Consider the following 13,667-nt stretch of genomic DNA (forward strand, 5'->3'; position numbering starts at 1 on the left):
CCGGGCCGTAAGTCGACGAGATGTTGGAGGTGGGGTGGGTTGTCCGGCCATGACGCTCGCACCGCCGTAGGGCCGCCGCAGAACGAACTCGTCGACCAGGAAGGTGACCCGGGGGCCGGTGCGGGCCAGACCGCGCAAGCTAAGTTGGATCCGCGCGGGCTCGGTGTCGATGCAGATCCGCCGGCCTGCCGTGCCGGCGGCGGCAAGGAAGATTCTGATGTCGGCGGGGCGGTGAGCGACTCCGATGGCGACGCCGTCGTAGCGGACCCGGCGCCATCCCTGCCGGTCGGGCGGGTGAACGATCAACTTGACGGACATGCCTCCACAATGGTTTCGCGACTGCCGCCGCCGGGCGTCGTCGTCCCGCAGGCCGGTCACGTGATGGGTGGGCGCGAGTAGGGAGCGGTTATCGCATTGCCTCAGGGGCCGGGCAGGACCACACCTCGGTGTCGAGGGAGTGGACACCCAGCCGGCCCGGGACGATGCCGCGCGGCACGGCGCCGGTGGTGAGCTGGCGGCCGCAGGACACGCAGGCCCGGCCGAGGTACTGGTCGTGGGTCAGCGACGACACCGACGCCGGGAGCGGCGCACGGTCGCACCGCCCCGTCACGCCGGTTCCCCGGCGGCCGTGGCACAGCCCGGGCCGCACTTGACGACCGGCGACCTCCGGGCGAAGCCTCGGACGGTCACTTCCCCGGCCGGGGCCAGGTCGGCGTTGACGGCTCCGCAGTCCCGGCAGGCGTGGCCGGGGAGACGGGCGATGCGGACATCGCCGGCGGATACGACAGGGTGGATACTCACGGGCCGTCCCATCTGCTCGTTTGGTGCGGGCACAGAGAGAGGATGACCGGCGGGAAGGGATGCAAGTACCACTGTTTGTGGTACCGGCGGGGGTTGACTCAGACGGCGCCGATCCACTCGGCGAACGAGGACAGGGATTCGGTGTCGGCGCGTTTGATCCGGCGGATCTTCTCGACGTCCTCGCGGGCCCACGGGTGCTCGCGGACGTGCTGCGGCGCCAGCCGCCTGGCCACCTTCAGCGACTCGAACGCGGCGTCTGGCCGGCCGGCCCACAGCTGCGCGCGGCCCACCTCCACGTAGAACCCGGACCGCCGCTCGGCCGGAACCTCGTTGCCCGGCTTCCAGGCGCGGGCGACATCCAGGGCCCGGCCGACGTGGTCCTGGCCGAGACTGACCGCGACGGCCACCTCGTGGATCCGGACACTCGACGGGCCGAACGCGGTCCCCAGGTAGATGCCCTCGGCGAGGCCGCTCGCGAGCACCCGGGCCCGCTCCAGATGCGCGTACGCCGCCTCGGCGGCACCGGCCCGGGCGGCCATGACCGCGGTCCGCATGAACAAAGCGCCGCGCGCCGCGGCCGCAGCGGACGTCACCGGCGCCGCAGACGCCTCCAACGCCTGCTCCAGCGCCGCCAGCCCGACCCGGTAGGCATGCGCCGCAAGATACGTCTCCGCGCTCGTGTACGCCACCGACGCCCAAAGAACCGCGTCATCCGCCTCCACCGCGGCCCAACGCATGACGTCGATCAGGCGCGCCGACAGATCATGCGCCCCGTACTTGTAGGCAACCGCATCCGCGCAGCGGGCCGCTGCCACCACGAGCCGGGCAGCGTCCTCGCGCTGCTCACCAGCCGAGTAGTGCAGCAGCGCGAGCGTGTCGCGGAGCAGGGCGGGCGCGGTCCCCGCAATGAGCCCGTACTGGGCGGCCAGCCGCTGCGCCACCGCGGTCCCGACCTCGCGCCGCAGCTCTTCCCGGCGCCGGGCCGGCGGGGCGAGGCGGATGCCGTAGCCCGCGATGACAGCGGAGATCGACGGCAGCATGGCATGCACTCGGTGCGCGGTGCCCGCGAAGCCTGCGTCGAGGCGGGCCGGGTCCACGCCGAGGACGGCCGCGATCGACTCCAACGCGGACGGGCCCGGCGCGCGGGTGCCCTGCTCGATATGCCGAATCATGCCGAGGGACAGGTGTGCGGCGACAGCGAGATCCCGCTGCGTCATGCGGCGGGACTGGCGCCGTGCCGCGATGCGGTACCCCGGGTGGTCGGCCATACGACAACCGTACCGCCCGGGCAAATGGCCCTCTGACACTACGCGTTGACGATACCGACGAGGTCGTGCAGCGAATCGATCGACCAATCGGCAGCCGCGCGTACCTCCGAATCTTCCGCCCACCAGTGCCCCCACGGGCCGCGGCGAAGGTGCGCCGTGCGCAGCCCCGCGGCGCGAGCCGGATGGATGTCGTTGGCCGGGTGGTCGCCGACGTACAGCGTCTCGGTCGCCGGCGCGCCAGACACCTCCAACACCCGCTCGAAGAACGCAGCCGCCGGCTTCGACACACCCCAATCGCCCGACACCGCCACCACATCCGCAGGTAGATCGAGCGACCGCAACAGCCGGCCTGCCTTCGGCGACTGATTGCCCGCGACGACGACCCGCACCCCGGCAGCCCGCACCGCGGCCAGCGCCGGGCGAACATCCTCGTACAGGTCGCTCTCGTCGAGCTGCTCCCCGCGGCCGGCGGCCTCCCGAGCGGCATACTCGGCCGTGACATCAAGGCCCGGGCGGAGCAACCGGAGCGCGTCCGCGTTGTCCCGGCCGTCGACGACGACGGCGCCGACAAGGGCGGACAGGGTGTGCCGTGGGCTGCCGAGCCAGTCGGCCCAGGCCGCCCAGTAGCGATCGTCTCGGGTCAAGGTCTCGCCGATGTCCAGAACGACAGTCCGAATCATGCCCGTCACCCTACGGTGCCCCTCACTTGACAACAGGGATCCCTCCCGCCCGAAGGGGTAACTGCCTGGGTAACAGGTGCTGGGCAAGCCTGGCTTGCCCAGTCACCGGCCTGGTCACCGGTCCTGCGGGGGTGGACTCACCGGCCTGGTCACCGGTTGCTGAAGTCACCGTTTCAGTCACCGGTGACTGAAACGGTGACTCACCGGTCGGTGGTGGTGCCGGGTCCGAGGGTGCGCCGGCCGGACTGCTGCTCGGGGCGCTCGCTGGCGGCGGCCTCGGTGGGTGGGGGTGTCGGGGTGGCCTCGGTGGCGAGGCGGGCTCGGCGTGCCGCGGTCGGTGGTGCCAGCGGTGTGGCGGGGCGGGGGCCCGAGCCGAGTTGGCGGCGTTCGTTCATCTGTCCAGTCTCGCCGTCCCGTCCCGTCCCGTTCCGGGCCGGTGGCGGGCCCCCGCCGGCGGTACACATGGGGGAGACATGGGTTCGAACATCGGGTCAAGCATGGGGGGAGGCGGGTCCGGCGCTCCCTCGGCGTCGTCCCTGGTCAGGCCGGGTATCGCGGCCGATGACCAGCCAGACTTTCTTATGTGTGGGGGGTGGGTCCGGCGTGGGGTGTTCGGTCGGGTCGTGTGCTGGGGCGGTTGGCCCTGGGCTCGGAACAGTTGGGGGGAAAGTTGGGGGGAGAGTTCGGGGGATAGATGGGGGGACAGTTGGGGGGAGAGATGGGGGGAAGACAACTTCTGGGCTTCTGCTCGTTTTCCCTGTTCAGGCCTGGGTTTCGGGTCGGTGACTGGCCGGACTTAATGGTGGGGATGGGGCTGGGGTCGGTGTTGCCGGGTCGGTTGGTGGGGCGGGGCTGGAAGTCGGGGGTTCGTGGGGGCTTGTGGCGGTGGCGTGTCGTGATGATCACGGACGTGGGAGGCGCGGGGCGTGAGCGGGGGTTAGGGGTTGCGGGGTTTGGGGTGGGGCTCTGTCTGATGGCGGCCGGGTGCGGTGGTGCCTTCGGTGGCGTCGTCGTCGGTGGTGCCGGCGGTGGATCCACGGTCGGCCGAGAAGATGGCGGTCCTGACGGCGTACGGGGCGTTGACGGCGGCCGAGGAGCGCTCGTACGCGACGGCGAGCACCCGCAGAACCGTGGAGGTGCGCGGACAACCGTCGCCCATGGGGACGCCCGGGTGCGATGCTTGGCACACGACATGGTCTTCCCTTGGAGAGCGGCATCGTCGAGCACGACCAGGCCGGGCTCCGCGATGTGCTTCTCGTCGATTGACTTCATGACCCCTGCGACAGCACGACGGAGCCCGGCGGTTCGCCGGCGGCCTCGGCTTCACCCGCATGTGCGCGAACCAGAGGCAGGTCTCCCCGGTCGGACGGACCGGCCCCCAGCGGTTTAACGGAGCCGGTGCTGCCGCAGGGATGGGGGGACTCACCCCCCGTGTCGCGTGGGGTTCTCAAGTCGCAAGGGAGAGAAGATCTTGGGTGACTTCCGTCCGGTGGCCAACGGACTTCGTACCGATCATCCCGTGCCGGGCCTGCCGTTCATCAACGACGAACGGCTGCCGCTCGACAACCCGGACGCGATCGAGCGCACCGGCCGGGACCAGGGCGAGGGACTGTGGGGCCGCACCGACCCGTTACCGGGAGACGGATGGGTGGCCTTCACCACCGAGCTGAAGAACCGCGCGTACGCGTGGGCCGTCCACTACCACCCCGAACACGGCCGCACCGTCCTGCTGGTCACCGACAGCAGCTGGAGCAGCCTCCACCACGAGTGGATGTACGGCCACACCGGCTTCCTCTACCGGCACGGCGGCTACTGGTGGGACGGCACCGCCTGGCACCGGCCCGGCGTGGTCTTTGACGGCGCCTACGAACGCTACGACGCCCGCCCCGTCCAGGACGCGCTCACCGTCACGGCCGCGGACCTCTTGGTCCACACCGCCGACCCGGGCAAGGCGACGGTCGCCACCATCGCCGGGTTCACCGCGCACAAGACAGCCCTGCCCAACTGGCGTGACCATCTGGCGCTGTGGGCCGAGCGCCGCCGGCACCTGCCGGACGCCCGGCCGCTGGACGAGTGCGTCGTCGACCTGCAGGCCTCCGAACTGGAGCCGGACAGCCTGGTGGGCCGCGCCGGGCTGGCGAAGATCGCGAACATCCCCGAGGACGACCTCCCGGACCCGCAATACGGGAACCACAAGCTGCCCGAACCGCAGGCCCACGGCGCAGGCGGACCTCTGTGGTCGCAGCCCGTGGCCCGGGACTGGGCGGAACAGCATCACCGCGCCCAGGGCCCCGGCGTACTCCTCTCCGCCCCCACCTCATTCGGCACCCCGCAGCCCCAGGGACTCGTCGCCGACCACAACCGCCTCACCAAAGTCATCCACGTGGACGGGAAGCAGACCGAGGAAGCGGCCAAGACCCTCGCCTGGTGGCCCGCCGTCTCCCTCACGGTCGGAACCGAAAGCCTCGTCCCCATGTCGGCGCTGCGCACGACACTGATCGAGGCCGTGATCTCCCATCTGGCCCGAGGCGTCCAGAAGGGGAGGAGCGGAATCTGGCTCGGCACCCTCCGCCGCGACGTGGTCCAGATCTTCGACTGGTACGTCCAACGCAAGCCGGACCACACCGCCAACCTCCTGAGCGAGATCTGCCTGGACGCACACACACGGCTGAACGTGGACCCGGAAACCGTCGGAAAGATGATCCGCCGATCCCTCCACCTCGACAGCAAGCTGGGCGAGGAGACCATCGACGCGCTCCTCGACATGGCCCTGCCGCCCTCCGCCAAGCCCTCCGAGAGCTAGCCACGAGTGGCCGGCCGCGCCCCGGCCCTGGCCCACCTGAAGTCCGGGCAAGCCCCAGGGGACCCTGGGCAAGCCCGCCCCTCAGAGGGCTTGCCCAGCGCCCGGGGCCCGACCAGGTCAGCGTCGGTGGCGCCAGTGCTGGTGGGCCTTGAGGACCTCGTAGCTCCATGCGGTGTGCGGACGGGCGCCGGCCGGGGCCATCCAGCCGAGCTGTTCGGCGACAGCCGGGAACCGGGGGTGCATCTGGCGGTCTCCCACCGTGACGAGCGCGGGCAGGAGCGGTTCTCCCTTCCGGCCGTCTTCGTCGACCAGCCACAGGAGCACGCACCGGTCGTCGGCATGTAGACGGGGCAGGCTCGGCAGGCGCTTGTGGATCTGGGGCCAGGTGATGGTGGAGCCGGCCCGCGCGGTCTGCTCCAGCAGCGGCCGCAACTCGGTCGCAATCTCCCACAGCTGACCGGTCTCCAAGAGCGCCGGCTCTTCCCTGCGCGGCGGCCGGACTCTCACGACCGGCGACCGGTCTGCGGCCGGAATCGGTGGCGGCGCCGATACCGGGACGGGCGGCCGGGGTGGTACGGGGGAACGCCGGGGCGCCGCAGGCAACGAGGGATTTCGGCGTGGCGACCGGGCGACGGATTCGCCGGCCCGGGCGGCGCGCGGCCGCACCCGGGGCGCGGCCGCGACTGCCGGCTTGGGCTGTGACGGAACGGACTTCAGGGGAGCTGCGGCTGCTTGGCGGCGCTCCTCGTCCTGCCACCGGCGGGAGCCCAGGACTTCCTTGAGGTCCTTCAACTGTGCCCGCTGCTCGCGGGTCTCGCTGGGGGGCGCTCCGGCCGCCTGCTGCCAGGCGAGGGCGTACAGGTCGGCGGCGACCGCGACCGCGTACCGGTCGATGGCCCGCCCCAGCTCGGTCAGCGTGTGGTTCAGCGTGCGGCGGACCGTAGCGATCTCCATCGCGGTCCTGGGAGCCCGGCCCGTGGTCCGGCGACGGAAATCCGTCTGCCACGCCGCACCACCGCTGAGCCGCACCCGGTTGTTCCCCAAACCCGTACTCCCCCCGAGCTGCACAACAGATTCCCAAACGGTCGGGCAGTCCGACGCCCAGGCGCAAGAGACCGACCAGCCAAGAGCGCCGCACGGCCGACCTCCATCGGATGGTGCCGGGGGCTTGCCCAGTCCGGCCAGCCCGTAGACCGCACGGGCCGCATCGGGGTTGCACCGGAGGTTGCGTGCACAGGTGGCTGCAGGGGTGCACTAGGCGGGGGACCGCAGGTGTGACCGGAGGTGGGACCCACCGAATCCGGTGATCTTCCATCTGTGCAAGTCAGAGCCCATGGGCAAGCCTCCTTCGGAAAACGACACCTCTTACCTCGCGATAGCCGAGGGGAGAGGTCTATCGGTCTCCAGGGGGCCGGCGGCCGCGCGGAAGGGTACATGTACCGGTATGGCTCGTGAACGGATCCGGTGGCCCGTCGTCATGGACCGCGCTCGGGAGATCGTGGACAGGTACGCGCCGCTCGAGGTCACGCTGCGACAGGTGATGTACCGGCTCGCGGCCGAGGGCGTGCTGCCGCACACGCCGCCGATGTACCGGCCGCTGTCCTCGCGGCTGGCCCAGGCCCGGCGGGAAGGCTGCTTCCCCGACCTGATCGACACCATCCGCGAAGTCCATGTCCCGCCGGCCTGGCCGGACGCGGACGCCTTCGTTCGGGAGATGCCCGACTGGTTCCGCCTCGACCGCACAGCGGGCCAGGAGCACGCCCTGTACGTCGCCGCGGAGAAGGACACCCTCCGGCAGCAGCTGACCGGCTGGCTCGGTGATGTACCAGCTGGTGCTCAGGGATGCCCAGCCGTACACGGTGCCGAAGGCCGCTGTCTCGCAGCTGACCGCCAAAGGCTCGCTGGGATGGCCGCTCCCCAGTTCCGTCGAAGTGATCGACTGGCAGGTTCTGTACCGCTTACGCTGCGTGCTTGGGCAGAGTGGACTGGGGGGTACATGGCTGAGCCGATTGAGACTGTTACTCCGAACGATTTGGGTTCGGCCACACTGCGGGGCTACGAGTACCAGACTCATGTGGTTGCACAAGCCGTCCTGGAGATGCTCGCTGATGAAGCAGTACGGCATGTGACATGCGAGCACATTGAGGATGCCGTCATCGCCCGCGGGGAGGAGCAGGCCAAAGGCGGTCTGTTCTGGGAGTTCCAACAGATCAAGATGCGGAAAGCGACCACGCCCTGGGCATTCAGAGACGTGCTCGCAAAGAGGGCGCTGCAAAGCCTGTGGCGTACGTATGGGACGTTGAAAGACCAGGGGCTCTCCTACAGGCTAACGGCTGCCTTTGAGGGACTTCTTGATCCTGCCGATGCTCTCGTTACTGCTCTTGCGCGCGGAGAAGGGGCGGGCAATGAGCACTGCATGGAGCGGGTGACAGCCCATCTGAAAGGTGACGTCGAGGAGGTGTCTGTCTTCCTGGGATTGATCCGTATCCAGGAACTGCCCAGAAGCGAAGACATCGAGTCACGTAACGTCGCGTTCCTTCATGAGTTGGGATCATCTTTGACCGGTGCGGAAATCGACGGTCTCTATGCCGAGCTCGTGCACCGTGTCAGGCAGGCGATGCAAGGTCGCCTGGATCCTCGGTGGACTGACCCATCGAAAGTGCAGGACCTTCCTGCGGGGATGCTGGGGAAGCGCATCGGGCCCAGCGCCATTGCCGACATCCGACAGCGCCTGCAACTACCTGACCCCATGCTGTTGACCGGCTCCTCACAGCATCGAGGAGTCGACACAGTGCAGATCAGTCAAATGCGGAGCGGCACAGCCCCCTACGAGGCGCGCGGTCTGCGCAAGGACTACGACTGCGAAAAGTTCCCCTTCCACCGCCAAGAGGACGGCATGGCTGACGTCTTCTACGCGACCCACAAGCCGACCGGCATACCCGTCGTCCTCAAGAAGCTACGCGGCCAGCACCCGCACCTCGACAAGAGAGCCCGGATGACTCGTGAGATTGAGGTGGGCCGCCTTCTGAGCGGCCATCCGAATGCGATGCCGGTATGGGACTTTGGGCCCGACGGCAAGTGGTTCGTCATGCCCAAAGCGCAGGCTGTCGCAACGGATTGCCTCGACGACCTCAATGATCCGGCCGCACTCCGGGACCTGGTTCAGGATCTGTGCTCGGCACTGGCAGCTGCACATGGTATTCAAGCGCCTGGGTCCGCCCACGGGTGGGTGCACCGTGACATCAAGCCGTCCAATGTACTTCGGCTTGATGGTCGATGGGTTCTGGCCGACTGGGGCATTGCCCGGCGCCCGCCAGGCCAGACCACGCACCCACAGCGCACGAGGGTTGGGGTGGGCATGGGCTCGGAAGGATTCGCAGCTCCCGAGCTGAGCAGCAACGCCCACACCGCTGGGCCACCCGCTGACATTTACAGTCTGGGGCAGCTGATCGGCTGGGTGGTCACGGGCAGAAACCCGCAGCAGAACGTCTCTCTCACCCCGGACTCCGGGCCATGGCGCGCGGTCGTCCGTGAGGCGACCCGCATGGACCCTGGCAGACGGCCGGCAACGGTGCGGGCGTTCCTCGACCTCGTTGCCCAGGAGATCGACACGCCCCCCGTGCCCCCCGTGCCGCCCGTAGTACAGGCCGAGATGCTGCGCGATGCCCTGCACGCGGGAGCAGCGAACTCGGCAGAGCAACTGGTGGTCCTCGCCGCTGCCCACCCTGACGATGCTGCCCTCTACTGCGACGTGCTCCTGACTATCGAACCCGAGTCGCTCATAGCGGCGTTGATGGCCGACCCTCCACGGGCAGTCGAGATTGTCCGGGCGATGCCCGAGCTCCTGGGCACGCACCGGTCAACGGAACGCGGTGAAGTCGACGCCGTCATCCTGTGGCTGTTCACCGTCGCACGCCACGCAGCCAAGACTGCTCACCTGCACCTGCTGGAGGAAAGCTGCAATGGCGCGTTCACCTGGGACGCAATGTGGAACCAGTGGATGCCGCAGGACAAGATCAGGCCCTGGCTGCGCACTCTGACAGGGGATGCCGCCGGATCGGTCGCAGGAGCACTGCGCGAGCATCCCGACTGCGCACGCCACTTCTCCTCCCTGGCTGACGATTTGCGAGTCGATCACAGGATCCGCGCGGCAGTCTCACTCCCTTCGCCGGGTTCAGCCGACGTCGCAGAATCAACGTAGGAACGGCTACGCCTCGTACCCGTGCTCGGTTCGTGTCGTGTGCTCGGGGCCGGGGTGGGCGACGTCGGGGACCATGGGATGGGTGTAGTCGAGTTCGATGGTGCTGAAGGCGTCGTCCGGCAGGGGCGCGGTGTCGTTGTCGGCGATGATGAGCTGGAGCCGCGGGCCGTAGGCGTCGGTCAGGGCTTTGAATCGGCCGTAGATCCGTCGGCCTCGTTCCTGGTCGTCGCGGTTGCTGCCGAGCGCTCTGCGGGGGGAGTCGATGAGCAGGATCGACGGGACGAGGATGTCGGGGTGGGTGAGTCCGCACTCTAGGAGTGCGAGGTGGTAGGCGATGTTGACGCCGGCCTGGAGAGCCCCACCGGATGCCTGGAGGCTTTCGAAGGGCGTGTTGTCTACCACTGGCAGATAGGTTGCCGGGTCGACCAAGGCCGACTGCTCCCAGGGAAGGTTCAGCTCCATGAGGGTGGCGCTGAAGAGACGGCTGAGCTCGGTGACAAGGGATCGTCGGGCGTCGTTTTCCGCTTTGCGTGTCTTGAGCTCAGCGTTGGCGGCTTTGCGGCGCGCGGTGATGGCCTTGGCGCCCTGAGCGATGGCTCGTACGCGCGCCCACGAGTCGCGTAGGTGGAGGACGGCGTCGATCCCGGCGTTGAGGGCGGCGACGCGGGCACTGGCGCCAGAGATGGCGTCGAACCGCGGGGCGACAACGTCGCGTGTCTGGGCATCGAGCTGTCGGCGCAGGTTGGTAGCGAGGACTTCCGCTTCGGAGGACCGCTCCCGGGCTCTGCGCAGGACTTCCGTGTCCGCTCGCATCAACTCACGCGCATCCTGGAGCTGCTGGTCCAGAGCGTTGCGCGCCTCCTGGACCGCGGCCGGGTCCGTGTCCTCCTCGGCTGGGTCGGCTTGGAGGCAAACGCCGCAGTGGTCTTCCGCGACGGTCCGAGCATCGAGGCGTTGCGCACAGCGCGGGCAGACCACGAAGTGGAAGGGGGCGAGCTGGTCGATCGCGGTAGCGGAGCGTTCCAGGCGCTGCAGGTCGAGTTCGACCTGAGCGACAACCGACTCACGTGCTTCTACCAGTTCCCGGGCGGCTAGGACCTCCTGTGTGGCAGCCGTGGCCGTCTGGACGGCTGCTCGCAGGTCGCCGCGCAGGATGACGTCCGCGGCGCTGGACTCCGAGACGTCGGTTCGCAGAGCGCGCAGGGTGGTCTCTGCGTTGTGCAGCATGTCGCGCAGGCTGGCCAGCTCGGTGCGCAGTTCGTCATCCGTCCTGGGGTCGGTTGCCCGCAGGAAGCTGCCGACGTTCTCTTCCTCGGCTTCCGCCTTCCGCAGGTCCGTGGTGAGCTGGTTCACCTGCCTCTCCAGTTCCATTACGGCTGAGGTGATGAGGCCGAACATGAGCTCGAAGAGCACCTTGCGCTGCTTTTTGAAGTGGTTGTCGAGGTGGCCCACCACTTGGCGATCCAGGTCGCGGGCTTCCAGATAGACGTAGCGAAACAGATGGGCGAAAGTCAGATTGAGGGTCGTGGCCTTGCCGAGGCGAGTGGTGGGAATCCTCTCGCGAGGGAAGCCCAGAGCATCCAGCAGAACATCCGACAGGCTTCGCTGTCCCTCTTCCGCCCGGGTGCCGAAAGTGTGCTGCAGCGCCATCGTCTCGGGATCGAGGATGTCGACGCGGTCGGAGCGGTCGCCGCTGATCGTCCGCTTCAGGATCATGTGCTGCTCGCCGACCACGACGGACGCCAGCACCGAATGCACGTGATCACGTACCGCCGGCGTCAGGACGGCGGTGCCTCCGACCGCATGCTTGAGCAGCATGAGAAGGCTGGACTTGCCCGCCCCGCTGGGGCCGCTGATGACGGTGGCCGGCTGATCGAAGCGATACGTCGTCTCCGCGGTGGCGGTGGTGACCGTCAGGGCGAGGAATCGCAGGTGGGTGGCCATCAGATTTCCGTCCGCAAGGGCCTGTCCACCGCGTCGGGCAGGCGATCGTAGATGAGGGTCTTCAGTGCCGATCCCGACTTGTCGAAGTGCCTCTTCAACAGGGCGATCCGCTGGGCCACGACGGCCCACTCGTCGGTCTGTGTCAGCATCGACGCGGCCACGGCTCCGTCCCCGGTCACGCGGAACTCCGCACGATGCGACCCGCTGTACGTGATGAGTCCACGGCCGGCCAGGGAGCCGAGGACGCTGTAGTACCGCTGGTCCCACGGCCCGTACTTGTACCGGGTCATCCGGCTCTCCACGGCCAGCCGCTCGGAGGACGTGGGCTCCGCTCCAGTGGGCCAGCCTTCTCCCTGCTCGACGAGTAGACGCTCCAGCATCGTTGGGTAGCGCAGGAGGAAGTCGAGTTTGGCCAGCTTCGTCAGGCCGTCCAGGGATCTCTTTGCCGTGGTGAACCGGGCGATCAGCAGGAGAATGCGGGCCTCGTGGTAGCGCGCTTCCCTGCGCTCATCACCTTGGGCCTGACGCCGGATCTCTGCGGCTGCGGCCAGTCGCTCGACGGCGTTCGTCACGACGCTTCCTCGGCGGAGACGTCGAAGGGAGCAGAGAAGTAGAAGTGGCACTCGTCGCAGAGCTGATATGCCAGGCCACGAAGGTGCAGCTTATTGATCTTGAACGGTAAGGACGCGTCTACGGTTTCAGGGGTGAGACGTTGCCTGATGAGCTGGTTCATCCGCTGCCCGTAGGCCGCCCCGTCAAGGGCCTCGTTCTGCGCGTGCGCCCGGCAGTCGAAGACGGCATCCACGACTTCCAGGCGCAGGTTCTCCAGATCCATGGCGTCTCCTGCCAGCCCGGAGCGGCGCTGTGACCATGTCACATACCAAGCAGAGCGGAGTTCCTCGGCGTGAGCTGCCTCGTCGGACGGCACCTGTCCACGAGCCAGCTTCTTGCGGAGTGCCGAGCCCCCGGGGGCAATCATGGGCGACTGGCCACGGCCGTAGGTCGGCACTGCTGCTTGCCGATAGACGAATTCGTCCAAGATTGTCTGGCGGTGGAGCGTACGGCTCGCGACGCGGCGGAGAATCTGGGTGTCGTAACGCACCCGGCTTGAATCGGCCACGTAGGCAGCCAGCTGCCCTCGCTCGCCCTCGCTTCGGTTGGCCTGCTCCACCCGTTCGATGATTCGTTTGTAGCTGGCGTTCACGTCGACGTGATCGAGCTGGAGGTCTTCGATGGCCGGCTCAAGCAACTGGCGGATGTTGATGTCCGTGATGTGCCGATGGGACGGCACATCCTTGTACTGGATCTCCAGCGCTGTCATGAAGGCAGCCACGTGGTCGATGAAATCCTGGGGGGCAGCGATGTCGCTGACCTTGCGCAGTTCAGGCAGGACCTCGGGGATGCTGTCGTAGGGCTGCTTCCAGCGAACCTTCAGCAGGTGCTGCGACAGGCTCTTGGCCATGGCGTCCCTGCCGGTCGTGAGTTCCGGGTCTGGGCCGCACATACGGGCAAGAGCCGAAGCGTTGTCTTTCGCGGGACTGAGAGGTGCGTTCGTTGTGAGGCGAAGCCGCACGTTGCCGGCGCGCCCGCAGGCGGACCACCGGTCAAACAGGTGGGCTATCCCGCCGTCCTTGCAGAGGTCCGCGAGGGTCCACCGTGTACGGCTGCTGTGCTTGACCGAGACCAGCTCCACCTCGCCGTTCGTGAAGGCGATGACGAAGTCCTCATGCCACTCGCACACGACGTAGTCGATGACGTCCTGGGTGAGCATGGCCAGACAAGCCTGGGCTGCTACCTCGGCCTGATACCGATACAAACCAAGGGTGTCGGATCCGCTGTCCTCGCCAGGGCGAAGCTGAAAAATCGGGTGAACGAAGCGCTCGGGATCACCCACCGAGTCCGCCAACACATCGACCACGCCCACCCCCGCTACCGACCCTTGAGTCAGCCATGCTCCGGCCGGACGATCC

Annotated in this window: 12 protein-coding genes and 1 pseudogene; 3 read left to right on the forward strand and 10 right to left on the reverse strand. The window is 68.2% G+C overall.

Going from position 1 to position 13,667, the window contains the following annotated elements:
• The first annotated feature begins 39 nt into the window (after nucleotides 1-39).
• Nucleotides 40-399 carry a hypothetical protein gene (locus OG906_RS34020; protein WP_329447863.1) on the forward strand — a complete coding sequence of 120 codons (360 nt, stop codon included), beginning with the start codon at nucleotides 40-42 and terminating at the stop codon, nucleotides 397-399.
• A 7-nt stretch (nucleotides 400-406) separates the two neighbouring features.
• On the opposite strand, the gene OG906_RS34025 is transcribed toward OG906_RS34020, so the two are convergent.
• The 6 genes and pseudogenes from OG906_RS34025 to OG906_RS43710 all read right to left on the reverse strand — a co-directional run.
• Entirely contained in the window at nucleotides 407-610 is a 204-nt protein-coding gene (locus OG906_RS34025) for a hypothetical protein (RefSeq protein ID WP_329447864.1), read from the reverse strand.
• Nucleotides 611-899: 289 nt separating this feature from the next.
• Complete coding sequence (locus tag OG906_RS34030) at nucleotides 900-2,069, reverse strand: helix-turn-helix domain-containing protein (RefSeq protein WP_329447865.1); 1,170 nt, start codon at nucleotides 2,067-2,069, stop codon at nucleotides 900-902.
• A gap of 38 nt (nucleotides 2,070-2,107) precedes the next feature.
• Nucleotides 2,108-2,749 carry an HAD family hydrolase gene (locus OG906_RS34035; protein WP_329447866.1) on the reverse strand — a complete coding sequence of 214 codons (642 nt, stop codon included), beginning with the start codon at nucleotides 2,747-2,749 and terminating at the stop codon, nucleotides 2,108-2,110.
• A gap of 200 nt (nucleotides 2,750-2,949) precedes the next feature.
• Nucleotides 2,950-3,144, reverse strand: coding sequence for a hypothetical protein (locus tag OG906_RS34040; protein ID WP_329447867.1), 195 nt, complete (start codon nucleotides 3,142-3,144; stop codon nucleotides 2,950-2,952).
• A gap of 542 nt (nucleotides 3,145-3,686) precedes the next feature.
• Complete coding sequence (locus tag OG906_RS34045; protein WP_329447868.1) at nucleotides 3,687-3,938, reverse strand: hypothetical protein; 252 nt, start codon at nucleotides 3,936-3,938, stop codon at nucleotides 3,687-3,689.
• A 14-nt stretch (nucleotides 3,939-3,952) separates the two neighbouring features.
• A pseudogene (locus OG906_RS43710) lies at nucleotides 3,953-4,021 on the reverse strand (hypothetical protein); the annotation flags it as partial.
• Nucleotides 4,022-4,220: 199 nt separating this feature from the next.
• Here OG906_RS43710 and OG906_RS34050 point away from each other — a divergent pair.
• Nucleotides 4,221-5,552, forward strand: a complete 1,332-nt coding sequence (locus OG906_RS34050) for a hypothetical protein (protein WP_329447869.1) — start codon at nucleotides 4,221-4,223, stop codon at nucleotides 5,550-5,552.
• Between the two features lie 117 nt (nucleotides 5,553-5,669).
• On the opposite strand, the gene OG906_RS34055 is transcribed toward OG906_RS34050, so the two are convergent.
• On the reverse strand, nucleotides 5,670-6,506 hold the full coding sequence (locus tag OG906_RS34055; protein WP_329447870.1) for a hypothetical protein: 837 nt from the start codon (nucleotides 6,504-6,506) through the stop codon (nucleotides 5,670-5,672).
• A gap of 544 nt (nucleotides 6,507-7,050) precedes the next feature.
• Between OG906_RS34055 and OG906_RS34060 the strand changes: the two genes are divergently transcribed.
• Nucleotides 7,051-9,753, forward strand: coding sequence for a dsDNA nuclease domain-containing protein (locus OG906_RS34060; protein WP_329447871.1), 2,703 nt, complete (start codon nucleotides 7,051-7,053; stop codon nucleotides 9,751-9,753).
• A gap of 6 nt (nucleotides 9,754-9,759) precedes the next feature.
• On the opposite strand, the gene OG906_RS34065 is transcribed toward OG906_RS34060, so the two are convergent.
• Genes OG906_RS34065 through OG906_RS34075 form a run of 3 tightly spaced genes read right to left on the reverse strand, consistent with a single transcriptional unit; the run spans nucleotide 9,760 to nucleotide 13,621 of the window.
• The gene (locus tag OG906_RS34065; RefSeq protein WP_329447872.1) at nucleotides 9,760-11,697 is read right to left on the reverse strand and encodes a hypothetical protein; all 1,938 of its coding nucleotides are present in this window, start codon (nucleotides 11,695-11,697) and stop codon (nucleotides 9,760-9,762) included.
• Complete coding sequence (locus OG906_RS34070; protein ID WP_329447873.1) at nucleotides 11,697-12,269, reverse strand: hypothetical protein; 573 nt, start codon at nucleotides 12,267-12,269, stop codon at nucleotides 11,697-11,699. The genes OG906_RS34065 and OG906_RS34070 overlap by 1 nt, the downstream gene beginning before the upstream one ends.
• Nucleotides 12,266-13,621 carry a dsDNA nuclease domain-containing protein gene (locus OG906_RS34075; protein WP_329447874.1) on the reverse strand — a complete coding sequence of 452 codons (1,356 nt, stop codon included), beginning with the start codon at nucleotides 13,619-13,621 and terminating at the stop codon, nucleotides 12,266-12,268. Before OG906_RS34075 ends, OG906_RS34070 begins: the two co-directional genes overlap by 4 nt.
• Between the last annotated feature and the right edge of the window lie 46 nt (nucleotides 13,622-13,667).

Source organism: Streptomyces sp. NBC_01426, assembly GCF_036231985.1.
GTDB lineage: Bacteria > Actinomycetota > Actinomycetes > Streptomycetales > Streptomycetaceae > Streptomyces.

What these genes read in the sequence shown, in the direction of transcription:
- OG906_RS34030 (WP_329447865.1), bottom strand. Translation starts at nt 2,069, where the DNA reads ATGGCCGACCACCCGGGGTACCGCATCGCGGCACGGCGCCAGTCCCGC.
- OG906_RS34035 (WP_329447866.1), bottom strand. Translation starts at nt 2,749, where the DNA reads ATGATTCGGACTGTCGTTCTGGACATCGGCGAGACCTTGACCCGAGAC.
- OG906_RS34040 (WP_329447867.1), bottom strand. Translation starts at nt 3,144, where the DNA reads ATGAACGAACGCCGCCAACTCGGCTCGGGCCCCCGCCCCGCCACACCG.
- OG906_RS34055 (WP_329447870.1), bottom strand. Translation starts at nt 6,506, where the DNA reads ATGGAGATCGCTACGGTCCGCCGCACGCTGAACCACACGCTGACCGAG.
- OG906_RS34065 (WP_329447872.1), bottom strand. Translation starts at nt 11,697, where the DNA reads ATGGCCACCCACCTGCGATTCCTCGCCCTGACGGTCACCACCGCCACC.